Genomic DNA, 20,499 nt, shown 5'->3' with positions numbered 1-20,499 from the left:
CCGTCAACAGCCGCAGCTGAGGCCCGCCGGTGCGGTCAGCGGGTCGACGTCCGGCCGCGCGATGCCTTCGGCCGTCTCGACCGGCAGGCCCTCCCGGGCCCAGTACTCGAACCCGCCGATCATCTCCCGCACGCGGTAGCCCAGCCGGGCCAGCGTCAGCGCCGCGCGGGTCGCCCCGTTGCAGCCGGGCCCCCAGCAGCAGGTCACCACCGGGACGGCGGGGTCGAGCTCGGCCGCCGCGCGCCCGGCGATCTCCCCTCCGGGCAGGTGGACGGCGCCGGGCACGTGCCCCTGCGCCCAGGACTCCGCGCTGCGGGTGTCGACCAGCACGAAGCCGGGCCGGCCGGACTCCAGGGCGGCGTGGACGTCGGATACGTCGGTCTCCACGGCCAGCCGCCGAGCGAAGTGGGCGGCGGCATCGGCGGGGGTGGTGGTCCAGTCCATGCCGTCGATGCTGGCGGCGGCGCGCCGGCCCGGACAGCGCCCGCCCTGCCGACGACCGCAGGGATCCGGCCCTTGACGCCGCCGCCAACTGACATGTCAGATGTCAGTCGTGTCCCTCGACCCCGTGCCGCGCGTGCTGCTGCGCGATGAGGCGCTGACCCGGATCCGCGACGCGATCGTGGCCGGTGACCTCCCACCCGGGACGGTGGTGAAGGACGCCGCGCTCGCCAGCCGGCTCGGTCTCTCGGTGGCCCCGGTGCGCGCCGCCCTGGCCCGGCTGACCGACGAAGGGCTGGTGGAGGCGAAACCGCAGAGCCACACGCGCGTGACGCCGCTGGTGCTCGAGCAGGTGCGGGACGCCGCCGTCGTCGTCCGGGCGATGCACGAGCTGGCGGTGCGCGAGGCCATCGGCCGGGTCACCGCCGAGGACGTCGCCGCGATGCGCGCGGCCAACGAGCGGTTCGCCGCCGCGCTGCGGGCCGCGGACGTCGACGCCGCGATGGACGCCGACGACGAGCTGCACGACGTCCTGCTGGCCCGCTGCGGGAACGCTGCGCTCACCGCCACCGTCGACCGCTTCACCCCGGCCATCCGCCGGCTGGAGCGGCAGCGGTTCGCCGCCCACGGCGAGGGTTCGGTCGCCCTGCACGACCGCCTGATCGCCGCCTGCGCGGCAGCCGACGCCGACACCGCCGTCGCGACCACCACCGAGATCTGGACGGCGCTGCTGTCCCAACTGGAGGAGACCCCCGATGGCCACTGACATCGCCCCGCCCGCCGCCCCGAAGGCGACGACCCTTGCTGACTTCCCCCGCCACTCCCTGCTGTTCGGCCCCTCGCCGGTGCACCGGCTCGACCGGCTGACTGCGCACCTGGGCGGCGCGGCGGTGTGGGCGAAGCGGGAGGACGTGAACTCCGGCATCGCCTTCGGTGGCAACAAGACCCGCAAGTTGGAGTACCTGGTCGCCGACGCGCTGGCCCAGGGCTGCGACACGCTGGTGTCGATCGGGGGCGTGCAGAGCAACCACACCCGGCAGGTCGCCGCGGTCGCCGCCCACCTGGGGTTGAAGTGTGTGCTCGTGCAGGAGAGCTGGGTCGACTGGCCGGACGCCGTGTACGACAAGGTCGGCAACATCCTCATCTCGCGGCTGGCCGGGGCCGACGTGCGGCTGGTCAAGGCCGGGTTCGGCATCGGCTTCAAGGAGAGCTGGGAGTCGGCGCTCCGGGAGATCGAGGCGCGCGGCGGCAAGCCGTACCCGATCCCGGCCGGGGCCTCGGACCACCCGCTGGGCGGCCTCGGGTTCGCCAACTGGGCGCACGAGGTGGCGCAGCAGGAGGCCGAGCTCGGGGTCTTCTTCGACACCGTCGTCGTCTGCTCGGTGACCGGCTCGACGCAGGCCGGCATGGTCGCCGGCTTCGCGCGGCTGGAGGAGCAGGGCGCCCGGCCGCGCCGGGTGCTCGGGGTGGACGCCTCGGCGAAGCCCGCGGAGACCCGGGACCAGGTGCTGCGGATCGCGCAGCGGACGGCGTCGGCGATCGGGCTGCAGCGCGAGCTGACCCTCGACGACGTGGAGCTCGACGAGCGGTTCCACGCCGGCATCTACGGCATCCCGGACGCGACGACGATCGCCGCGATGGAGCTGGCTGCCCGCACCGAGGGCATGGTCACCGACCCGGTGTACGAGGGGAAGTCGATGGCCGCGACCATCGACCTGGTGGGCCGGGGCGAGATCGACCGGTCGTCCACCGTCCTCTACGCCCACCTCGGCGGCCAGCCCGCGCTGAACGGCTACAGCGCCCTCTTCTCCTGACGCCGCTGAGACCGCAGAGCTCGGTACGTGACGCAGCCAGAAGCTGTGGCCACTCCAGCGCGGAAGACGATGCGCCCCAGCCACGGGATCTGTGGGTTCGAGGTCGCCGCCGCCATGGCGAAGAAGGAGAGCACGCACGCACCGGCCACCAGGGGGACACCGGCGGAGCGTGCCCGATGAGATCCGAGCGCTGGCCGTCGACGTGATGGGTCACTCCAGCGAGCAACACACCCCCCACGAGCCCCAGCACGAAGCCGGGCACGACGCCGTTCCCCAGACTCCCGGCGGACGCGCCGGGCAGGAGGAGCTGGGCCGTCGCTCCGGCAAGCGTGCCCAACAAGGTGGACTCGACCATGGGCGCGCCGATCAGCCGGTACCGGGACATCGCGCTGGATGACAACAGGACAGCCCCTCCGCCCGTCCCGTCGACGGCCTGATCGGGCCAGACCGTACGCACCCGTCCCGGTCTCCGACTGAGCCGGCGTCGGGCGTGTGGCGCGTCAGCAGTGGAGTGACCACTGCTGAGCGCGTCCAGTCCCGCCGCGAACCCGATTCGGTTCTGCGGACATGTACGGGTGTGATCACCACACATCCCATCGGACGCAAGGTGCCTTCCGGAATGTGCTCACGAGGCGTCACTCATGAGTGACCATCCGCCGGGAGGAACGTCGTCCATCGCCCGGGCGCCCGGGCAGCCGCTCAGTGACGAGGACGTGATCGTGGGGTCGGTCACCGACCCGGGGCAGTTCGCGATGCTCTTCGACCGCCACGCCCCGGCGGTGCACCGCTACCTCAGCCGACGGGTGGGCGACCTGGCCGACGACCTGCTGAGCGAGACCTTCCTCATCGCGTTCCGCCGCCGCTCTGCCTACCGTGCCGTGCACGTCGAGGTCCGCCCCTGGCTGCTGGGCATCGCCACCCACCTGGTCCACGGCCAGCAGCGCACCGAACAACGTCGGTTGCGGGCGCTGAGCCGCACCGCTCCGCTCGCGCCTGCACTGCCGGCCGACGACGACGACCTCTCCGACCGACTGACCGCCCGGGCCCTGCGCGGCCCGATCGCAGCCGCGCTGGCCGGTCTCAAGGCCGCGGACCGCGACGTCCTGCTGCTGTTCGCCTGGGAGCAGCTGACGTACGAGGAGATCGCCGCGGTCCTGGACGTGCCGATCGGCACCGTCCGCTCCCGCCTGCACCGCGCCCGCCGTCAGACCCGCACGGCCCTGGCCGACGCCCTTCCCGCTGAGGAGACCCGATGAACGAGATCACCCTGCTCCGCGACGTCGGCCCCGCGGCCACCCCGCTCACGGCCACCGCGCTGCGCACCGCCCGAGCCGCCTTGCTCCAGGAGATCGAGGCCGCCGCCCCCGCCCGGACGGCCCAGCCGGAGCCGGCATCGGTGCTCGCGGCCCGGCAGCTCGTCGACGACGCCCGCGGACGCCAAGGCGCCACCGTGGTCGGACGCCGGCGTCCGACCCGCCGAGGTGCCCTGCGCGCCGGCGGGGCGGTGTTGGTGGCCGCGGCTGCCGTGACAGCGGCAGTGCTGGTCGCCGAACCCGAAGCGGCCGCTCCACCGTCGGACCAGGTCGCGCAGGCAGACCGCATCAGGCTGGTCGACTTCGACCTGCCGACCCAGTCGCTGACCCTGCCCACGCCGCCGCCGGGGACCGCAGCTCCCACCTTGGGTGCCGACTCCGCCGGGGGAACATCGATGACCTACACGAGCACCGAGAGCCCCTTCGACTTCCTGAGCATCACCGTGGGGACCGAGCCCGGGTCCCCCGACGGCCCGGTCAGCTTCCCAGGGTCGGTGCCCGAGGACATCACCGTCAACGGCTCTCCCGCGGTGATCGTCGCTCCCACCCAGGACGAAGCGATCGCCGGTCTGAACTGGGAGCGCCGGTCGGGACAGTGGGTGACGATCTTCGCGCAGGGCCGGTACGCCCAGCGAGACCTGCTGACGGGGATCGCCGCAGACCTGGTCGACGACCCCCAGGGCATTCCGGTGCAGCTGCACCTGGCTCCGGCCGGGTACAGCCTCGACTTCTTCAAGGACGACGGTCGGATCGTGCGCCTGGCCGATGACACCGACCCGTCCCTGGGTCTGACCGTCCAACTGCTGTCCGCCGACGAGGTGACCTCCATCGAGGAGCAACTGCCGAGCGTGGGCAGCAGGCAGGACGGGACGGTCGAAGACGTCACCGTTCAGGGGCAGCCTGCTCAGCTGGCCCGCACCGACCACGGGGACGGCGGCGAGCACGGCTGGGTGCTCCAGGCGCTGCTGCCCGGGGGAAGGACCTTCGTGGTGGAGGCGCCGGGAGGCCTCACCTCCGAGCAAGTGGTGCAGATCGCCGACCAGGTGACCTACACGCCGTGACGGTCGCAGCCGTGAGTCCCGAGAGGACGCCGAGGCTCTGCCCGGAGCCTTCCCACACCTCGGCAACCGAGTAGCACAAGTGCTACCTTGCCGGGCATGGCTACGGTCGGGATTCGCGAGCTCCGCCAGCAGGCCTCCGACCTCATTCGACGCGTCGAGGCTGGGGAAGAGGTCACCGTCACTGTGGCCGGCCGTCCCAGTGTTCGTCTCATCCCCGCCAACGCACGCACCTGGCGTTTGTGGGCCGACGTCGAGGAGCTGTTCTCCGGACCCGCCGACCCGACGTGGGAGCAGGACCGTGGGCTCGTCGACGGGGAGGTCACCGACCCGTGGGTGCCGCAGTGAGGGCCGTCCTGGACACCAGCGTCGTCATCGCCCGGGACATCGGCCCACTGTCCGGCGAGCTGGCGGTCAGTTCCGTGACGCTGGCCGAGCTGCACTTCGGTGTGCTCGTCACCGCCGACCCAGCGGTGCGGGCCGAGCGGCTGCGTCGCCTGTCCGTCCTGCAGGGGAGGTTCGATCCCCTGCCGGTCGACGCGGCCGTCGCGGCCAGCTACGGGCAGCTGGCCGCCGCGGTGGTCGCCGCTGGTCGGCGTCCTCGTGCGCGGGCGATGGACCTGCTGATCGCAGCGACCGCACACGCCCATGGGGCGCGGCTCTACACCCGCAACGCGGCCGACCTGCAGGGAGCGGACGAACTCGTCGAGGTCATCACGGTCTGACGTTCATCCCGCGGTGATGTCGGCCTGGATGTGCCGGATGACGTCCGCCAGGACGCCGGTGGCCAGGAGCCCCGGGCCCAGAGGGCCGGCCGAGTCCTCACCCAGCGGCGGCAGCTGCCGCAGCGCCGCTCGGGTCGGCGTCGTCAGGCGGTCGAGCTGCCAGCGCACTTCGTGGAACGCCGCATCGGGCTCGGGTGTCGCGAGCCCGACGGCCTTGGCGGCGTACGCGGCTGCTCCCAGGGCGTGCGCGCCCATGTGGGCGACGGCGGCCGCCTGCGTCCCAGCCCGGGCCGCGGCCGCGGCAGCGGGTGAGGTGACCGCGCCGGCTGCTCGACCGGCCAGGAAGCGCCGGCGGATCTCTCCTGCGGTGTCGAGCTCGCCACGGCCGAACGCCCGGGTGCGGGCGATGGCGTCTCGCATGCGTTCGTCGTCGGGCGCCTCGGCTTCGAACAGCGGTAGGACGTGTTCGGCGCAGTCGGCGGCCCACCCGGCGAGGAGCCGCCGGTCGGCTTCGCTGAGCGTCTGGGGGCTGGGCACGTGGTCCTCGCTCAGTTCGACCGTTGGTGCCGGGCCCGTGCGCTGTCCCACACGGCCGTCAGCAGTGCGCGTGTGATGGCCTCGGTGCACTCGCCGGGGTTGATGACGGCCAGCCACCCCGCGCGGCCGTAGGTCGGGTGGGGACGCAGCACGTCGGCAGCGGCCAGATCGCTCGCGCCCGGCTGCGCACCGGTGCGGTCGGTGTCCTGCTGCTGGGCGAGGGCCCGGGCGGCGGCGTCCGTGCCGGCGTGGATGTTGACGCGGAAGGTCCCGGGGCGGTGCAGCTGACTGCTGACGTCGTCGGGGTAGTCCTTGGTCACGATGGTGGCGAAGGGCTGGGTGGCCGTGGGGACCGTCCCGTCGGGGGAGTAGTAGGCGAAGGAGTCTCCCCAGGCGATCTCGGGGGATCCGTCGCCCGGGGACGCCGTCCAGACCACCACCCCCTCGAGCGCGGCGAGGTGGGCGATGACGTCGTCTTCGGTCATTGCTCCAGGGTTGCAGTGAAGTCCTTCTGGAGGCTTTGCTGCACGAATGGCCCAGCTCTCGGGCAGAACCCTCCAACGGGACGTCCTGCGGCCGGTGGACGTCGCGCGCGCTCTGGGCTGCTCGGTGCAACTGGTACGTGACCTGGAGGCCCAGGGCGTGCTCCCGGCCGCCGACCGCACCGACAGCGGCTACCGGCGCTACACGGAGCAGCACCTGGACGCCGGCCGCGCCTACCGCGCGTTCGCTGCGGGGATGGGACCGGTGGCCGCCAAGGCCGTCCTGCGGGCCTTCCACCGGGGAGAGGTGGCGACGGCGCTGGCGCTGCTGGACGCCGCCCACGCGCGGTTGCACCACGAGCGCTCGCTGCTCGAGCAGACCCGGCGCGCGCTCGACCACCTCGCCGCGGAACCGATCCTGCCGATGCGGCCGTCCGACGCGATGGGGATCACCGAGCTGGCCGACGCGCTGGGGATGCGCCCCTCGGCGCTGCGGCACTGGGAGGTGGAAGGCCTGCTCACCGCCGACCGCCAAGGGGCACGTGCGGCGAGGCGGTACTCGCCCGAACACGTGCGCGACGCCCGCGTGGTCCACCAGTTGCGGGCAGCGGGGTACCGCGTCCCCACGATCCGCCGCCTGCTGCCCGAACTCCGGCGCGCTGGTCGGTCTGCGCGCGTCACCGCAGCCCTGGGCGACCGGGAGTCCACGCTGACGAACAGGTCCACGGCGCTGCTGAATGGCGCAGCATGCCTGTCGAAGGTCGCCTGGCCACCGCCCGGCGTGCACCGTGTCCGGACTGCGGATCACCTACCCGGTGCACCAGGCCACCGACATCCTCTTCTGCCGGGCCAGCTTGGTGCCCGTGGGACCTCCTCGACATCGCATCGCTGTGCACCGGCAGACCCCCGCACGACCTCGCCGACCAGCGGGCCGACCGCACTCTCAGCGACGTTCGAGATGCCATGCTGATGACCTACTGACCTACGCGGGCGACCCGCCATGGACCAGTTCCGGGCCGCCCGAAGAGGGCGTCGTGGTCAGCGCCATGGCCGGGCTGTACACGCATGACGATGTCCGATGGGCGGACTCATCGGCGTAAGGAGAACAGCCCCGTGGTCTCGACTTCGGCACTGCTCGGGGTCGCCCTGGTGGAGCTGGCCCTGGTCTTCACCCCGGGGCCGAACATGGTCTACCTGGTGTCGCGGTCGATCACCCAAGGTCGGCGCGCCGGCCTCATCTCCCTGCTGGGGGTGGCTGCTGGCTTCTTCGTCTACCTCGCGGCGGCCGCAGCCGGCCTGGCCGCGTTCTTCGTCGTCGTCCCCGCTGCCTACACCGCGTTGAAGCTGGCTGGAGCGGCCTACCTGCTGTACCTGGCCTGGCAGGCTGTCCGGCCTGGCGGCACGAACGTGTTCGCACCTCGTGAGCTCCTCGTGGAGCGGCCGCGCCGATTGTTCGCCATGGGGTTGTTCACGAACCTGCTCAACCCCAAGGTCGCCGTCCTCTATGTGTCGTTGCTGCCGCAGTTCATCGACCCGGCCGGTGCGCCGGTGGCGCTGCAGAGCCTCGTGCTCGGGCTCGTGCAGATCGCCATCGCGCTCACCGTGAACGGCCTGATCGTCGTCTTCGCCGGTGGCCTCGCCGGGTTCCTGTCGGCCCGGCCGACCTGGATGCGGTTCCAGCGCTACCTGATGGGCGGGGTGCTCGGCGGCCTCGCGGTCAAACTCGCCACCGACAGATCGCGGGCAGCTGTGGCCTGATGATGCATGTGGACGGCCGAGGGCGTCCCCATCGCGATGCACACGGCCGCCTGAACGTCGGCCCGGATCACGGCTCCGCGGTGGCCTCCAGGATCCGGTGGACGACCGCGGTGGTGATGGCCTCCGTGGACAGTCCACCGACGCCGTCGAGGACCTCGGGCAGGGTCAGGGACTCGACGACGAGCCAGTTGACGGCCAGGTAGAGCAGGACCGCTGTCGTCGTGTCCCCTGGCAGGTCGGTGTCCAGGTGGTAGGCGATGGTCGCCTCGAGGTCCGCGCGCACAGTGGCGGTGAGGACCTCACGCAGCGCGGGGCGGCGGGTGGCCTCCAGTCGCAGCTCCAGCAGTGCCAGCCAGCCGGTGCGGTAGCCCTGGATGCGTCCGGTCACCGCGGTCACCAGCTCCGCGACGCGCTGCCGGTCGCGGGGGCCGCTGCGGCTGACGGCCAGCGTGGCCGGGTCCGGTGCCAGCCGCTGGTAGATGCGCCCGCCGGCCTGGGTGAGCAGGTCGTCCCGGCTGGTGAAGTAGTTCGACGCCGTGCCCGCCGGTACCCCGGCCTGGGCGTCGACAGCCCGGAAGGTGAGCCCGCGAGCACCCTGATCGGCCAGCACCTCGATCGCTGCGTCGATGAGCGCCTGGCGCCGCTGCGCGTTGAGCACGCATCCCCCTCTCTCGACCTGACCACGTCAGCCGTAGTGCATCAGACGCCTGGACAACTACTGTGCCTGTAGTGGTCCCGCCCCGGGCGCCGCTGGTGAGGAGACAGGACATGCGCGCGCTGACCTACTACGTGGGGGTGACCCTGGACGGGTTCATCGCCGCCCCGGATGGTTCCTACGACTTCTTCCCGGTCACGAAACCGTTGCTGGAGTTCATCACCCGGGAGTTCCCCGAGACCCTGCCCACGCACGTCCGCAGTCAGCTGCACGTCACCGGCCCTGGCACGCGCTTCGATGCCGTGGTGATGGGGCGGGCCACCTACGAGCCGGCCCTCCAGGCCCAGATCACCAGCCCCTACGGCCACCTGGACCAGCACGTCGTCTCGACCACCCTGCCCGCCGACATCGACCCGGGGGTGCAGGTCGGTCGGGACCCGGTCCAGCTCGTGCAGCGACTCAAGGCCGAATCCGGCGCTGGGATCTGGTTGGCCGGCGGGGGATGCCTGGCCGGTGCGCTCCTGGCGGAGATCGACGTCCTGGTCCTCAAGCGCTACCCGATCGTCTTGGGCGCCGGCATCCCGCTGTTCAGCTCGGCAACGTTCGAGGCTCGGCCTTTCGCCATCATCGACGAGCATGTGGTCAGCGGCGACATCCGGGTCACCACCTACGCCCGGACCACCTGACCGCGCCACTGACCCAGCAGTGTGTCGGCAGGACAGATGTGTTCCAGCGGCAGACGCTTCCGCCCAGGATTTCGCGGCCGTCAGTCGGTGTCCGGCTCGGAGATCAGGTGGACGATGCTGGCCGGACTGCTGATCCAGTAGGCCGACGTCGTCCCGAGGGGCTCGATGTCGTCACAGCGAGCCACTCCGTGGGCGGCCAGGAGCTCGGCCGCCGCGGCGGTGTCGTCGGTGGTGACCTGCAGCCACATCTCAGCCTGGCTGATCGTCGGGACGCGGTCGATCCACAGCCTGTTCGCCCCGAACTCGAAGCCCACCGACTGCGGGCCGGTGTCGTAAGGGTTGTCCAGCTCTCGCAATGCCAGGGTGTCGCGGTAGAAGCGAACCGTCTCCTCCCACTGGTGGGGGGGCACCTTCATGGCGATGTTCCGGCCGCCGGTGAACGTCGGGGGCGTGTTGCTGGTCATGTGACTCCTCGGCTTCCCTGGATGGGGTGAACGGGGTGATGGTCCGGCCGGGTCGCGTCCTGGTTCCAGCACTCGATCGTGAGACGACGGGCGATGGCCCGTGCGGCCATCCCTTGACAGGCAAGTGTGCACTTACCTATACCTGTGTCTGTGGACGCCGACTCTGACCTCTTCAAGGCCATGGGTGACGCCACACGACGCACGATCTTGGACGAGCTGATCGACCGGGACGGCCAGACGCTGTTCGAGATCTGCGGCCGATTGACCATGAAGCACGGCCTGACCTCGTCGCGCCAGGCCATCTCCCAGCACCTTGCGGTACTCGAACAGGCCGGGCTGGTGCACACCCGGCGGCAGGGCCGATACAAGTTCCACCACATCGACACGAGCCCGCTGCGCTCGATCGTCGAGCGGTGGCCCATCCACCGAGAGGACCCCGAGCCGTGATCCGGATCAACATCACCAGCGTGTTCGTCGACGACCAGGCCACAGCGCTCGCCTTCTACACCGACAAGCTGGGCTTCATCGCGAAGACCGATGTGCCCGTCGGTGAGCACCGCTGGCTCACCGTGGTCTCCCCAGCCGATCCTGACGGTGTCGAGCTGTTGCTGGAGCCGACCGGCCACCCGGCGGCCGGCCCCTTCAAAGAGGCCCTGGTCGCCGACGGCATCCCGTTCACCCAGTTCGCCGTCGACGACGTGTACGCCGAGGTCGAGCGGCTCAAGGCGCTGGGTGTGGAGTTCACCCAGGACCCGACCGACTTCGGGCCGGTGGTCACCGCCGTCCTCGACGACACCTGCGGCAACCTGATCCAGCTCGCCACCATGAAGTAGGGCGCCGCCGGGTCAGAACGCCAGGGCGTCGTCTCGTTGCACGAGGCGAAGGCGCCATGCCGTGTTTGCCAGGCCATCACCTCTGTTCCACGATCGAGGCCCACCGCGTCGTCCTGACGTGTCGCCGGACTGATCGGACGTCGATGACGCTCACGTCCCGTTCCGCGCAACCGCAGACGCCACGTGCCCGAGCGTGGGCACTGACCCTCCTCGTGGCGGGAACGGTGGGGGTGGCCGTGGCCATCGCGGTCGTCTACGCCTACTACAACGACCCATGGCGTCCGCTGGCGCACTCACTGGGCCTGTGGGCGGTGATGGCCAGCGCGGTCGGCTTCCGTCGACGTCTGCCGCTTGCCGTCGGCGCCTCCATCGCTTCGCTCGCGACGGCGGTCGTCACCTTCTACGTCGGACTCAAGGTCGGCCACGACATCCGCTGGGCCGGCTCGGGCAGCGTCATGTCCGTCAACTGGGACCGGATCGGGCTGTGGCTGGTCCTGGCCGTCCTGGCCGGCGTCGCCTTCGGGCTGCTCGGGTCCTTCGCTCCCCACAGAGACTGGAAGGGAGCGGCGGCGACCGCCGCGCTGGTGGGGCTGCTCATGGCAGATGCCTACCGGCGGTACTCGACCTGGGGAGGGATCGACGTGGCGGTCGCCGTGGACGTGCTCGCAGCCCTGGCCGTGTTCGTCATCGCGACCAGGGACAACAAGCGACCACTCCTGACGCTGGGTCTGACGTTCGCGACGGCCGCCCTCGGACTGGTGGCTGTCTCCGCCCCGGACTTCATCGAGCAAGGCCTGATCGAGGGGTTCTAGAGCTCAATCGGCCCTCGCCCGTGAGGGGTCAGAGCGGGACGGCGAGGCCCTCGGGGCTGGGCTGGGCCAGCGCCTCCGCGATCGCCTCGGGCATCGGCGCCAGGCCGGTCCCGGCCAGGACGACGTCCCGGGCGAAGCGGTGCCAGCGCTGGGACCGCCGGACCATGCCGTGCCCGCCGACGATGGTGAACCGGGCGACCCGCGCCTTCGCCCGGCGGGCCCGGACAGCGAACTCCGCGGACAGTCGCGGGGGCACCCAGCGGTCGCCGCGGCCGTGCAGGATCACCACCGTCTGACCACCCAGGTGCATGACCGGCTCGCCGGGCGGGGTCCACGGCGCCAGGGCGCAGACCGCGGTCACCGAGGGCTCCCCGCCCGCCCGGAGCGCGGCCCGGCCGCCCATCGAGTGCCCGACCAGCACGATCGGGACGTCGGTGCCGTGCTCCTCGCGCAGCTGCGCGATCGCCCAGCGGACGTCCTGGTAGGCGTCGGCGGCCTCGCCGTTCCAGCCGGCCACCCGGTAACGCAGCATCGCGGTGGCGATGCCCTGATCGGCGGTGCTGGCGTGCACGAACTGCTCGAAGGCCCGCATCCGCACCAGCGAGAGCGCCCGGGTCTTCGGCGGCTCGATGCTGGCGGGGGTTCCGCCGTGACAGAACAGGGCGATGCCCCGCGTCTCCCCGATCGCGGGCCGCTGTTCCAGCTCGGGGGAGCGGGGGTCGGGGCGGTCGGCGTCGGGGCTGGGGAACTCGGTCACGTCGTCCTCGGGGTGGGGGCTGCGGTCAGCGGCGGCGCTTGCCGCCCAGCTTCACACGCGCCCGCTCGCCGAGGTCGCCGGCCTTGAGCAGGCCCTTGCTGATCGCCGAGGGGCCAGTGCGCTTCTCCAGGGTCTGGCCGAGGGCGCGCAGCACCTTCGTGGCCAGCGGAGCGACGACGGTGAGGATGACCCACATGCGGAGACGGCGGGTGAGGAAGAGCCACATGATCAGCTCTCTGCCCTGATCCTGCGGTCGCCAACCTGGCAGCCAGGGGCGTCGACACGATCACCACGGGCTGAGGGTGGTCTCGTTGGCGCGGAGACAACCCTCAGCCCGTGGTGATCATGGGGATCAGGACGGGTCGGGAGCCAGCCGGACGACCATCTTCCCGGTGTTGCCGCCGCTGAGCAGCGCCTGGAACGCGTCGACGGCGGAGTCCAGCCCGTCGACCACCGTCTCCCGGGCGACGACCGAGCCGTCCCGCAGCCACCCGGACACCGCACCGACGAAGTCGGGCCGCAGGTCGGCGTGGTCGCCGACGATGAACCCGCGCAGTGACAGCCGCTTGCCGACGATGAGCCCCAGGTTCCGCGGCCCAGGGGGCGCCGTGGTCGCGTTGTAGCCGGAGATCGCCCCGCACAGCGCGGCCCGCCCGTAGGTGTTGAAGGCACCGATCGCCGCCTCCAGGTGCTCCCCGCCCACGTTGTCGAAGAAGACGTCGATCCCGTCGGGCGCCGCGGCGCCGAGCAGGTCGGCGACGGCGCCGTCGTGGTAGTCGAACGCCGCGGAGAAGCCCAGCTCCTCGCGCAGCCAGCGCACCTTCTCCGGCGTCCCGGCGCTGCCCACCACCTGCGAGGCGCCGCGCAGCCGGGCGAACTGGCCGACCAGGCTGCCGACCGCCCCGGCGGCGCCGGAGACGAAGACGGCGTCCCCCTCGCGGAAGTCGGCCAGCCGGAACAGGCCCGCCCAGGCGGTGAGGCCGGGCATGCCGAGCACGCCGAGGTACAGCGAGAGCGGCAGGCCGGGGAGCGGCTCGACGACGGAGACGTGCGTGGCCGGGAGGACGGCGACGTCCCGCCAGCCCTGGCCGTGCAGCACGAACGCGCCCTCGGGGACGGCGCCGGACCGGGAGGCGACCACCTGCCCGACCGCCCCGCCCTGCATCGTCTCGCCCAGCTCCCAGCTGGCGGCGTAGGACTTCGCGGCGCTCATCCGGCCGCGCATGTACGGGTCGACCGACATGGCGATGGTCTGCACCACGACCTCACCGGGCGCGGGGTCGGGCCGGTCGACGGTCGCCAGGCGGAAGTCCTCGTCCACCGGCTCGCCGTGCGGACGCCGGACCAGCTGCCACTCGCGGGCGGAGATGCTCATCGCGGGAAGTCCGGCTCGTTGCGGGGGATGACGAAGGCCTCGGGGACGAAGCTGGTGTCGGGCATGGTGACCATGGTGAGCACCATGCGGGCCACGTCGGACGGCGGCATCATCCGGTGCGCCGGGATGCCCCAGCGCTCCATCATCGGGGTGTCCATCGCGGCCGGCACGATGCTGTGCACCCGCGCCGGGAAGGGGACCTCGGTGCCGTCGGGGAGGACCGTCCCCTTCTCCCGCAGCTCCCGCTGGATGCACCGGGTCGCGCTGCGGAAGGCGGCCTTGGAGCTGTTGTAGGCGATCGCGCCGCTGCCGGAGGTGACCGCCGACAGGGACGTCACGTGCACCACGTCGGCGACGGTGTCGGCCGGGCGGTGCTGGACGGTCTTGAGGAACTCGCTGGTCAGGAAGACCGGGCCCTCGCAGTTCACCGCCTGCACCATCCGGTAGTCGGCCAGGTCGATGTCGGTGATGTAGCCGGGGCGGTCGATGCCCGCGACGTTGACCAGCAGGTCGAAGGCGTCACCGTGCCGGGCGAACAGGTCGGCGACCACCCGGCGGCGGGCGTCGTCGTCGGTGACGTCGAGCGCCACCACCTCGGCGTCCCGGCCGATCCGGGCGCGGGTCTTCTCCGCGCCCTCGGTGTCGACGTCGCCCAGCGCCACCGTGGCCCCCGCCTCGGCCAGGGCGACCGCGACCGCGCGGCCCAGGCCACTGGCCGCGCCGGTCACCAGGGCCACCCGCCCCGTCAACTGATCTTCGGTCTGCTGTGTCGTCTGCACCCGGCCACCTTCGCCGACCCGGCCCGAGCTCGCAGGCCGGACCTACAGTCGGCGCATGTTCTTCTCCCGCGCCAAGACCCAGCCGGTCACCGCAGCGGACGCCCTGACCGGCCGTTCCGAGTCGCTGCCCGGCGTCCCCGAGGTGCACGCGGTCAACGGCAACCGCATCCAGCCGCCCTTCCCCGCGGGCCTGGAGACCGCCGTCTTCGGCGCCGGCTGCTTCTGGGGGGTCGAGAAGGTCTTCTGGGAGACCCCGGGCGTCTACTCGACCGCCGCGGGCTACGCCGGCGGGTACACCCCGAACCCCACGTACGAGGAGGTGTGCTCGGCGCGCACCGGGCACACCGAGGCCGTGCTGGTCGTCTTCGACCCGGCGGTCACCTCCTACGATCGCCTGCTGAAGGAGTTCTGGGAGGAGCACGACCCGACCCAGGGCATGCGCCAGGGCAACGACATCGGCACCCAGTACCGCTCGGCCGTCTACACGCAGGGCCCGGAGCAGGAGGCGGCCGCCAAGGTCAGCCGCGACGTGTTCCAGGAGCGGCTGACGGCGGCCGGCTACGGCGAGATCACCACCGAGATCGCCCCGCTCGGCGACTTCTTCCACGCCGAGGGCCACCACCAGCAGTACCTCTACAAGGTGCCGGGCGGCTACTGCCCGGTGAACTCCACCGGCGTCAGCTGCCCGGTCGGCCTCCCCGGCGTGTAGCCGCCAGGCCTCCTCGATAGCGTCGGGCGGAGTCCCACCAGTCGAGGAGGCCTGAGATGGACGCGCTGCGCACACCCGAGGACCGGTTCACCGACCTGCCGGAGTTCCCCTACGAGCCCCGGTACGTCGAGGTCGACGACGGGGACGGCGGCCGGCTGCGGGTCGCCGTCCTGGTCGAGGGCCCGGACGACGGCGAGACGGTGCTGCTGATGCACGGCGAGCCGTCCTGGTCCTTCCTCTACCGCCGGATGATCCCGGTGCTGACGGCGGCCGGGCTGCGCGTCGTCGTCCCCGACCTGGTCGGCTTCGGCCGCTCCGACAAGCCCACCGAGCTGACCGACTACACGTACGCCCGGCACGTCGGCTGGCTGCGGCAGGCGCTGCTGGACGAGCTGCAGCTCACCGACCTCACCCTGGTCTGCCAGGACTGGGGCGGGCTGCTCGGCCTGCGCCTGGTGGCCGAGCACCCCGACCGGTTCGCCCGGGTCGTCGTCGCCAACACCGGCCTGCCGACCGGTGACCACCCGATGAGCGAGGCGTTCCTGGCCTGGCAGCGGGCGGCGGCCGGCATGACGGACATGCAGGTCGGCCGGATCATCTCCAACGGCACGGCGACGGACATGGCGCCCGAGGTGGTGGCGGCCTACGACGCCCCGTTCCCCGACGCCCGCTACAAGGCCGGCGCCCGGGTGTTCCCGTCGCTGGTGCCCACCAGCCCCGACGACCCGGCGGCCGCGGCCAACCGGGCCGCGTGGGGTGTGCTGCGCACCTGGGAGAAGCCGTTCCTGACCGCCTTCTCCGACAGCGACCCGATCACCGGCGGCGGCGACGCGGTCTTCCAGAAGCTGGTGCCCGGCGCCCAGGGGATGCCGCACACCACGCTGGCCGGCGGCGGGCACTTCCTCCAGGAGGACGTCGGCCCGCAGCTGGCCCAGGTGGTCGTCGACCTGGTCGCGGCGACCCCGCGCTCCGGCACGTAGGGCATGGTGGGGGCGTGTCCCCCTCCGACCCCGCGACAGACCTGTTCGCCCAGCTCCGCCGCGAGCCCGACGTCGATGCGCCCGAACTGGTCGCCGTCGACGCGACCGACCGCCTGCTGCTCGACGAGGCGGCCGAGCTGATCCGGCAGCACCCGGACGGCGTGGTCGTGATCGACGACTCCCACGGCGCGCTCACCCTGGGCGCGGTGGCGCTGCACGGGGCGACCGGCGTCCGGGTGCACCAGGACCTGCTGGTCGGTGAGCTGGCCCTGGCCGGCAACGCCGAGCGCACCGGACACGCCGGCACCTACCGGTCGTTGCCACTGGGCGCCGAGCTGGTGCGCGGCGCCCGGGTGGTGCTGGCGCAGGCGCCCAAGGGGCTGGACGCACTGCGCGAGCTCGCCGAGGTGGTCGCCGCCGACGCCGACCCCGACGTCACCCTCCTGGTCGGCGGGCGGGTCAAGCACATGACCCACGCGATGAACGACGTCCTGGGCGAGCGCTTCAGCGACGTGCACGCGACCCGGGGCCGACAGAAGTCCCGGCTGCTGGTCGCCCGCGGCCCGAAGCCGGGGACGTCGTCCTTCCCGGTCTGCCGGGAGCACCCCGACCTCGGGCTCACCGTGTGCGCCCACGGCGCGGCCTTCGCCGGCGCCAAGGTCGACCGCGGCACCCGGGCGCTGCTCCGGTCGCTCCCCGGCGCCGTGCCGGACGCCGCGACGGCGCTGGACCTGGGCTGCGGCACCGGGGTGCTGGCCGTCGGGCTGGCCATGGCCCGGCCCGAGCTGTCGGTCGTCGCCTCGGACCAGTCGGCGGCGGCCTGCGCCTCGGCGGAGGCGACGGTGGCCGCCAACGGGCTGACCGGCCGGGTCACCGTGACCCGGGACGACGCCGCCGGCAGCGTCCCGGACGGGAGCGTCGACCTCGTGGTCTGCAACCCGCCGTTCCACCTGGGTGTCGCCGTGCACGCCGCCGCCGCAGAACGGCTGTTCGACGCCGCGGCCCGGGTGCTGCGGCCGGGCGGCGAGCTGTGGTGCGTCTACAACAGCCACCTGCCGCACCGCGACGCGCTCCGCCGGGTCGTCGGCCCCACCCGTCAGGTGACCCGCGACCCCACGTTCACCGTCACGGCCTCGACCCGCCGCTGACGGCCCCGTCCCGAGGCTCGTCCCGAGCCTGCGAGGGATGAGGAGGACGGGGTCCTTCCTCAGTGGCCGGTGCCGCCGCGGGAGACGACCGGCGGGAGGGTCGACCACGGGAAGTCGATCCAGGCGTCGGTGTGCTTCCAGGTGTAGTCGCACCGCACCAGCGACCGCGGCTTCTCGTAGACCACGGCGGTGCGCACCTCGGTGACGTGGCCCGCGCAGAACTCCTTGACCAGTTCCAGCGTCTTGCCGGTGTCGGCGACGTCGTCGGCGATCAGCACCTTCGTGCCGGTCAGGTCGACGACGTCGAGCGTCGGCGGCAGCACGACCGGCAGCTCCAGCCGCTCGTCGACGCCGGTGTAGAACTCGACGTTCATCACGAAGAGGTTCTTCACGTCCAGCGCGTAGCCGAGTGCGCCGCCGAGGAAGAGCCCGCCGCGGGCGATGGACAGGATCAGGTCCGGTTCGAACCCGCTGTCGGCGACCTGCTGGGCCAGCTCCCGTGCCGCCCGGCCGAAGTCCTCGTAGGTCAGGGTCTCCCGCTCGTCGCTCACGCACGGATACTGGCAGGTCCGGGCGGGCCGGCCGGCGAGGCAACGAACGTGTGATGCACAAGACGGAGGTGCGCGGCTCGCCTTCGATGTGTTGCGGTTCCGTTGTGATAGCCGTCTCGACTGCAGTCCGCCGCGCCTCGGTCGACAACGCAGGTACGGCAACTGCGCCGTCGACGACGGGAGCACGGCATGGCCACACGACTGCGGGACGTCCTCACCAGCGGAGGCTTGAGCCGGATCCGGATCAGCACCCGGCTCCTGGCGTTGGTGCTGGTGGCCGTGGTCGGCATGGGCACGATCGCCGTGATCGGGGCCCTCCAGGTGCGCCAGACGATCGAGGCCGAGCAGCGGAACAAGGCCCAGTCCGCGGTCGAGGCGGTGCTCGGCGTCGTGGCCTTCTACGGCGCGCAGGAGCAGAGCGGTGCGCTGACCCGGGACCAGGCCCAGGCCCAGGCCAGGAGCGCGCTCAGCGGGCTGCGGTACTCGGGGCAGGAGTACTTCTGGATCAACGACATGAACCCGACGATGGTCATGCACCCGATCAAGCCGGAGATGGACGGCACCGACCTCAGCGCCAACACCGACCCGACCGGCAAGGCCCTGTTCGTGGAGATGGTGCAGGTCGTCGAGCGCGACGGCAGCGGCTTCGTCGAGTACATGTGGCCCAAGCCCGGTGAGGAGGAGCCGCAGGCGAAGATCTCCTTCGTCGCGGGCTACGAGCCCTGGGGCTGGGTCGTCGGTTCGGGCCTCTACGTCACCGACCTGAACGGCGCCTTCCTCGACCACCTGCTCTCCATGGCCCTGTGGGCCGCCCCGGTGGTGCTGGTCATCGCCCTGATCTCCCTGCTGGTGTCGCGCAGCGTCACCCGGCCGCTGCGCCGGATGACCGACGTCCTCGCGGCCGGGGAGCTGCAGGAGCGGCTGGACGTCGGTGCCGGGCGCAACGAGCTGGACCAGCTCGCCGGTGCGCTGAACAACACCCTCGACCGGGTGTCCGACGTGGTCGACGAGGTGGCTGAGGCCTCCCGGCTGCTGGACGGGGCCGCCAAGTCCCTGTCGGCCACGGGGGCGACGATCGCCGGCGCGGCCGGGCGGTCCACCGGGCAGGCCGACGCCGTGACGACGGCGGCGAAGGACGTCAGCTGCTCGATCGACGCCGTCGCCACGGGGGCGGAGGAGATGGGCGCCTCCATCCGGGAGATCGCGCACAACGCCGCCGAGGCCGCGCGGGTGGCCGGGAGCGCGGTGACCGCGGCCGAGAGCGCGAACCAGACAGTGGCCCGGCTGGGTGAGTCCTCGGTCGAGATCGGCAACGTGGTCAAGGTGATCACCTCGATCGCGGAGCAGACGAACCTGCTGGCGCTGAACGCCACGATCGAGGCCGCACGGGCCGGCGAGGCCGGCAAGGGCTTCGCGGTGGTGGCCAACGAGGTCAAGGAGCTCGCACAGGAGACGGCGAAGGCGACCGAGGACATCGCCCGCCGGGTGGAGGCGATCCAGGCCGACACCGACAGTGCCGTCGGCGCCATCGGCGGGGTCACCTCGGTCATCGCCCAGATCAACGACTACCAGACGACGATCGCCTCGGCGGTGGAGGAGCAGACCGCCACGACGAACGAGATGAGCCGCGCCATCGCTGAGGCCGCACAGAGCGGGCGGTCGATCGCCGAGACGGTCGCCGAGGTCGCCCGGGCAGCCCAGGAGACCCACGCCGGCGTCGCCGAGATGCAGTCGGCCACCTCCGACCTGGTCCGGATGTCGGAGGGCCTGCAGCAGTCGGTGGACACCTTCCAGCGGTGACCCCCGGGGTGGCCGGTGCGCCGGCCACCCCGGCTCAGGGACCGGTCTCGGCCTGCTCCGACAGGTCGGCCATGCTCAACCGCTCCTCCAGCACCGCCTCGGCCACCGCGTCCAGGTCCTGGTCGGAGCCGTAGGCGTGGGCGCGCAGCAGGCTCAGCGCATCCGTGTTGTGCAGCTCCAGCCCGATGCCCACGAAGCCGATGGCCTGCCAGACGAGCGAGCGGCGGCCCGCGGCCGGGGCGTCCAGCCAGGACGGGCCGGACTCGCTGCGCGGCTCCTCGTCCATCGCGATGGCGAAGATCGTGCTCAGCGCCGTGCCGACCGTGAGGGTGTCGGCCAGGCTCAGGTCCCGGACGGAGCCGGGGGGCGTGACGTACAGGTCCAGGGCGCCGATCCCCTCCAGTCCGCCGTGCAACGGCAGGGAGACGATGCCGCGGAAGGGCGTGTGCGTGGCCAGTGCGTCGTAGAAGACCGGCCATCGGGTGCGCAGCTCGTCCTCGTCGGCGAACACCGGGCGGCCGAGACTGTGCGCGGTCAGGCACGGCCCCTCCCCGACGGTGAACTGCAGGCGCTCCGCGACTGCGGCGACCGGCTCACTGCCGCCGAGCGGCAGCCGCCGGTCGGCGGAGAAGTAGACGCTGATCCCGGCAGCGGCGACGGGCAGCACCTGCGCGCAGGCCAGGGCCAGCCGCACCGGCAGCAGCTCGGGGCCGGGCAGGTCGGCCTCCGACGCGGTGACGTGCGCGGTGAAATCCTGCGTGAGGTCCATGCCTCCCTCTCCGGGAGCGGACCGCGGGGGAGGGGGCCGGGGCTGGGCCGTGG

General features: G+C 72.3%; 27 protein-coding genes. 16 read left to right on the top strand and 11 right to left on the bottom strand.

Going from position 1 to position 20,499, the window contains the following annotated elements; translation table 11 throughout:
* Window positions 1-3 precede the first annotated feature (3 nt).
* A complete protein-coding gene (locus O2W16_RS04410) occupies window positions 4-444 on the bottom strand; it encodes a rhodanese-like domain-containing protein (RefSeq protein ID WP_269157594.1) in 441 nt (146 codons plus the stop codon).
* A gap of 109 nt (window positions 445-553) precedes the next feature.
* Here O2W16_RS04410 and O2W16_RS04405 point away from each other — a divergent pair, with 109 nt between their 5' ends.
* The 6 genes from O2W16_RS04405 (at window position 554) to O2W16_RS04380 (ending at window position 5,351) form a co-directional block, all read left to right on the top strand.
* Window positions 554-1,207, top strand: coding sequence for a GntR family transcriptional regulator (locus O2W16_RS04405; protein WP_442928900.1), 654 nt, complete (start codon window positions 554-556; stop codon window positions 1,205-1,207).
* Entirely contained in the window at window positions 1,197-2,255 is a 1,059-nt protein-coding gene (locus O2W16_RS04400; protein ID WP_269157592.1) for a 1-aminocyclopropane-1-carboxylate deaminase, read from the top strand. The genes O2W16_RS04405 and O2W16_RS04400 overlap by 11 nt, the downstream gene beginning before the upstream one ends.
* Window positions 2,256-2,896: 641 nt before the next feature.
* On the top strand, window positions 2,897-3,511 hold the full coding sequence (locus O2W16_RS04395; RefSeq protein ID WP_269157591.1) for an RNA polymerase sigma factor: 615 nt from the start codon (window positions 2,897-2,899) through the stop codon (window positions 3,509-3,511).
* Complete coding sequence (locus tag O2W16_RS04390; protein WP_269157590.1) at window positions 3,508-4,629, top strand: hypothetical protein; 1,122 nt, start codon at window positions 3,508-3,510, stop codon at window positions 4,627-4,629. The genes O2W16_RS04395 and O2W16_RS04390 overlap by 4 nt, the downstream gene beginning before the upstream one ends.
* A gap of 96 nt (window positions 4,630-4,725) precedes the next feature.
* Entirely contained in the window at window positions 4,726-4,974 is a 249-nt protein-coding gene (locus O2W16_RS04385) for a type II toxin-antitoxin system Phd/YefM family antitoxin (protein WP_269157589.1), read from the top strand.
* Window positions 4,971-5,351: a PIN domain-containing protein gene (locus O2W16_RS04380; RefSeq protein WP_269157588.1), complete on the top strand. Its 381-nt coding sequence runs from the start codon at window positions 4,971-4,973 to the stop codon at window positions 5,349-5,351. Before O2W16_RS04385 ends, O2W16_RS04380 begins: the two co-directional genes overlap by 4 nt.
* A 3-nt stretch (window positions 5,352-5,354) precedes the next feature.
* Here the strand turns inward: O2W16_RS04380 and O2W16_RS04375 are convergent, their stop codons facing one another.
* Together O2W16_RS04375 and O2W16_RS04370 are read right to left on the bottom strand one after the other, a co-directional pair.
* Window positions 5,355-5,888, bottom strand: coding sequence for a putative immunity protein (locus O2W16_RS04375; protein WP_269157587.1), 534 nt, complete (start codon window positions 5,886-5,888; stop codon window positions 5,355-5,357).
* A gap of 11 nt (window positions 5,889-5,899) precedes the next feature.
* Window positions 5,900-6,373, bottom strand: coding sequence for a DUF6194 family protein (locus O2W16_RS04370; RefSeq protein WP_269157586.1), 474 nt, complete (start codon window positions 6,371-6,373; stop codon window positions 5,900-5,902).
* Window positions 6,374-6,419: 46 nt separating this feature from the next.
* Here O2W16_RS04370 and O2W16_RS04365 point away from each other — a divergent pair, with 46 nt between their 5' ends.
* Complete coding sequence (locus tag O2W16_RS04365) at window positions 6,420-7,340, top strand: MerR family transcriptional regulator (RefSeq protein ID WP_269157585.1); 921 nt, start codon at window positions 6,420-6,422, stop codon at window positions 7,338-7,340.
* 143 nt (window positions 7,341-7,483) lie between these two features.
* The gene (locus O2W16_RS04360; protein ID WP_269157584.1) at window positions 7,484-8,128 is read left to right on the top strand and encodes a LysE family translocator; all 645 of its coding nucleotides are present in this window, start codon (window positions 7,484-7,486) and stop codon (window positions 8,126-8,128) included.
* Window positions 8,129-8,195: 67 nt separating this feature from the next.
* Here O2W16_RS04360 and O2W16_RS04355 read toward each other — a convergent pair whose 3' ends face one another.
* Window positions 8,196-8,786, bottom strand: coding sequence for a TetR/AcrR family transcriptional regulator (locus tag O2W16_RS04355; protein ID WP_269157583.1), 591 nt, complete (start codon window positions 8,784-8,786; stop codon window positions 8,196-8,198).
* 110 nt (window positions 8,787-8,896) lie between these two features.
* Here O2W16_RS04355 and O2W16_RS04350 point away from each other — a divergent pair, with 110 nt between their 5' ends.
* Window positions 8,897-9,469: a dihydrofolate reductase family protein gene (locus tag O2W16_RS04350; RefSeq protein WP_269157582.1), complete on the top strand. Its 573-nt coding sequence runs from the start codon at window positions 8,897-8,899 to the stop codon at window positions 9,467-9,469.
* Window positions 9,470-9,549: 80 nt separating this feature from the next.
* On the opposite strand, the gene O2W16_RS04345 is transcribed toward O2W16_RS04350, so the two are convergent.
* Window positions 9,550-9,933 carry a hypothetical protein gene (locus O2W16_RS04345; RefSeq protein WP_269157581.1) on the bottom strand — a complete coding sequence of 128 codons (384 nt, stop codon included), beginning with the start codon at window positions 9,931-9,933 and terminating at the stop codon, window positions 9,550-9,552.
* A 150-nt stretch (window positions 9,934-10,083) separates the two neighbouring features.
* Between O2W16_RS04345 and O2W16_RS04340 the strand changes: the two genes are divergently transcribed.
* The 3 genes from O2W16_RS04340 to O2W16_RS04330 are packed head-to-tail and all read left to right on the top strand — an operon-like array spanning window position 10,084 to window position 11,578.
* Window positions 10,084-10,380, top strand: a complete 297-nt coding sequence (locus tag O2W16_RS04340; protein ID WP_269157580.1) for an ArsR/SmtB family transcription factor — start codon at window positions 10,084-10,086, stop codon at window positions 10,378-10,380.
* The gene (locus tag O2W16_RS04335; protein ID WP_269157579.1) at window positions 10,377-10,766 is read left to right on the top strand and encodes a VOC family protein; all 390 of its coding nucleotides are present in this window, start codon (window positions 10,377-10,379) and stop codon (window positions 10,764-10,766) included. The genes O2W16_RS04340 and O2W16_RS04335 overlap by 4 nt, the downstream gene beginning before the upstream one ends.
* Before the next feature lie 56 nt (window positions 10,767-10,822).
* Window positions 10,823-11,578, top strand: coding sequence for a DUF6518 family protein (locus tag O2W16_RS04330; RefSeq protein ID WP_331253733.1), 756 nt, complete (start codon window positions 10,823-10,825; stop codon window positions 11,576-11,578).
* Between the two features lie 28 nt (window positions 11,579-11,606).
* Here the strand turns inward: O2W16_RS04330 and O2W16_RS04325 are convergent, their stop codons facing one another.
* The 4 genes from O2W16_RS04325 to O2W16_RS04310 form a co-directional block, all read right to left on the bottom strand.
* A complete protein-coding gene (locus O2W16_RS04325; protein WP_269157577.1) occupies window positions 11,607-12,335 on the bottom strand; it encodes an alpha/beta hydrolase in 729 nt (242 codons plus the stop codon).
* Between the two features lie 25 nt (window positions 12,336-12,360).
* Complete coding sequence (locus O2W16_RS04320; RefSeq protein WP_269157576.1) at window positions 12,361-12,561, bottom strand: hypothetical protein; 201 nt, start codon at window positions 12,559-12,561, stop codon at window positions 12,361-12,363.
* Window positions 12,562-12,687: 126 nt separating this feature from the next.
* Window positions 12,688-13,710: an NADP-dependent oxidoreductase gene (locus O2W16_RS04315; protein WP_269157575.1), complete on the bottom strand. Its 1,023-nt coding sequence runs from the start codon at window positions 13,708-13,710 to the stop codon at window positions 12,688-12,690.
* The gene (locus O2W16_RS04310; RefSeq protein ID WP_269157574.1) at window positions 13,707-14,489 is read right to left on the bottom strand and encodes an SDR family NAD(P)-dependent oxidoreductase; all 783 of its coding nucleotides are present in this window, start codon (window positions 14,487-14,489) and stop codon (window positions 13,707-13,709) included. The genes O2W16_RS04315 and O2W16_RS04310 overlap by 4 nt, the downstream gene beginning before the upstream one ends.
* A 55-nt stretch (window positions 14,490-14,544) precedes the next feature.
* On the opposite strand from O2W16_RS04310, the gene msrA reads away from it, so the two are divergent.
* Genes msrA through O2W16_RS04295 form a run of 3 tightly spaced genes read left to right on the top strand, consistent with a single transcriptional unit; the run spans window position 14,545 to window position 17,326 of the window.
* Window positions 14,545-15,198, top strand: coding sequence for a peptide-methionine (S)-S-oxide reductase MsrA (msrA, locus tag O2W16_RS04305; RefSeq protein ID WP_269157573.1), 654 nt, complete (start codon window positions 14,545-14,547; stop codon window positions 15,196-15,198).
* 56 nt (window positions 15,199-15,254) lie between these two features.
* The gene (locus tag O2W16_RS04300; RefSeq protein WP_269157572.1) at window positions 15,255-16,178 is read left to right on the top strand and encodes a haloalkane dehalogenase; all 924 of its coding nucleotides are present in this window, start codon (window positions 15,255-15,257) and stop codon (window positions 16,176-16,178) included.
* A gap of 14 nt (window positions 16,179-16,192) precedes the next feature.
* Complete coding sequence (locus O2W16_RS04295) at window positions 16,193-17,326, top strand: class I SAM-dependent methyltransferase (RefSeq protein ID WP_269157571.1); 1,134 nt, start codon at window positions 16,193-16,195, stop codon at window positions 17,324-17,326.
* 59 nt (window positions 17,327-17,385) lie between these two features.
* On the opposite strand, the gene O2W16_RS04290 is transcribed toward O2W16_RS04295, so the two are convergent.
* Window positions 17,386-17,877: a phosphoribosyltransferase gene (locus tag O2W16_RS04290; protein ID WP_269157570.1), complete on the bottom strand. Its 492-nt coding sequence runs from the start codon at window positions 17,875-17,877 to the stop codon at window positions 17,386-17,388.
* Between the two features lie 189 nt (window positions 17,878-18,066).
* Between O2W16_RS04290 and O2W16_RS04285 the strand changes: the two genes are divergently transcribed.
* On the top strand, window positions 18,067-19,677 hold the full coding sequence (locus tag O2W16_RS04285; protein WP_269157569.1) for a methyl-accepting chemotaxis protein: 1,611 nt from the start codon (window positions 18,067-18,069) through the stop codon (window positions 19,675-19,677).
* 34 nt (window positions 19,678-19,711) lie between these two features.
* Here O2W16_RS04285 and O2W16_RS04280 read toward each other — a convergent pair whose 3' ends face one another.
* Window positions 19,712-20,446, bottom strand: coding sequence for a GAF domain-containing protein (locus tag O2W16_RS04280; RefSeq protein ID WP_269157568.1), 735 nt, complete (start codon window positions 20,444-20,446; stop codon window positions 19,712-19,714).
* Window positions 20,447-20,499: the final 53 nt, after the last annotated feature.

The organism is Modestobacter sp. VKM Ac-2984, from assembly GCF_026967985.1.
In the GTDB taxonomy this organism is placed as follows: domain Bacteria; phylum Actinomycetota; class Actinomycetes; order Mycobacteriales; family Geodermatophilaceae; genus Modestobacter.
The sequence above is the reverse complement of the archived record's forward strand: the minus strand, read 5'-3'. Positions and strand labels throughout refer to the sequence as shown.

Bases quoted from the DNA above. Each gene is read 5' to 3' on its own strand.
- O2W16_RS04410 (WP_269157594.1), bottom strand. From the start codon at position 444: ATGGACTGGACCACCACCCCCGCCGATGCCGCCGCCCACTTCGCTCGG.
- O2W16_RS04400 (WP_269157592.1), top strand. From the start codon at position 1,197: ATGGCCACTGACATCGCCCCGCCCGCCGCCCCGAAGGCGACGACCCTT.
- O2W16_RS04395 (WP_269157591.1), top strand. From the start codon at position 2,897: ATGAGTGACCATCCGCCGGGAGGAACGTCGTCCATCGCCCGGGCGCCC.
- O2W16_RS04390 (WP_269157590.1), top strand. From the start codon at position 3,508: ATGAACGAGATCACCCTGCTCCGCGACGTCGGCCCCGCGGCCACCCCG.
- O2W16_RS04385 (WP_269157589.1), top strand. From the start codon at position 4,726: ATGGCTACGGTCGGGATTCGCGAGCTCCGCCAGCAGGCCTCCGACCTC.
- O2W16_RS04370 (WP_269157586.1), bottom strand. From the start codon at position 6,373: ATGACCGAAGACGACGTCATCGCCCACCTCGCCGCGCTCGAGGGGGTG.
- O2W16_RS04365 (WP_269157585.1), top strand. From the start codon at position 6,420: ATGGCCCAGCTCTCGGGCAGAACCCTCCAACGGGACGTCCTGCGGCCG.
- O2W16_RS04350 (WP_269157582.1), top strand. From the start codon at position 8,897: ATGCGCGCGCTGACCTACTACGTGGGGGTGACCCTGGACGGGTTCATC.
- O2W16_RS04345 (WP_269157581.1), bottom strand. From the start codon at position 9,933: ATGACCAGCAACACGCCCCCGACGTTCACCGGCGGCCGGAACATCGCC.
- O2W16_RS04330 (WP_331253733.1), top strand. From the start codon at position 10,823: ATGCCGTGTTTGCCAGGCCATCACCTCTGTTCCACGATCGAGGCCCAC.
- O2W16_RS04320 (WP_269157576.1), bottom strand. From the start codon at position 12,561: ATGTGGCTCTTCCTCACCCGCCGTCTCCGCATGTGGGTCATCCTCACC.
- O2W16_RS04315 (WP_269157575.1), bottom strand. From the start codon at position 13,710: ATGAGCATCTCCGCCCGCGAGTGGCAGCTGGTCCGGCGTCCGCACGGC.
- msrA (WP_269157573.1), top strand. From the start codon at position 14,545: ATGTTCTTCTCCCGCGCCAAGACCCAGCCGGTCACCGCAGCGGACGCC.
- O2W16_RS04300 (WP_269157572.1), top strand. From the start codon at position 15,255: ATGGACGCGCTGCGCACACCCGAGGACCGGTTCACCGACCTGCCGGAG.
- O2W16_RS04285 (WP_269157569.1), top strand. From the start codon at position 18,067: ATGGCCACACGACTGCGGGACGTCCTCACCAGCGGAGGCTTGAGCCGG.
- O2W16_RS04280 (WP_269157568.1), bottom strand. From the start codon at position 20,446: ATGGACCTCACGCAGGATTTCACCGCGCACGTCACCGCGTCGGAGGCC.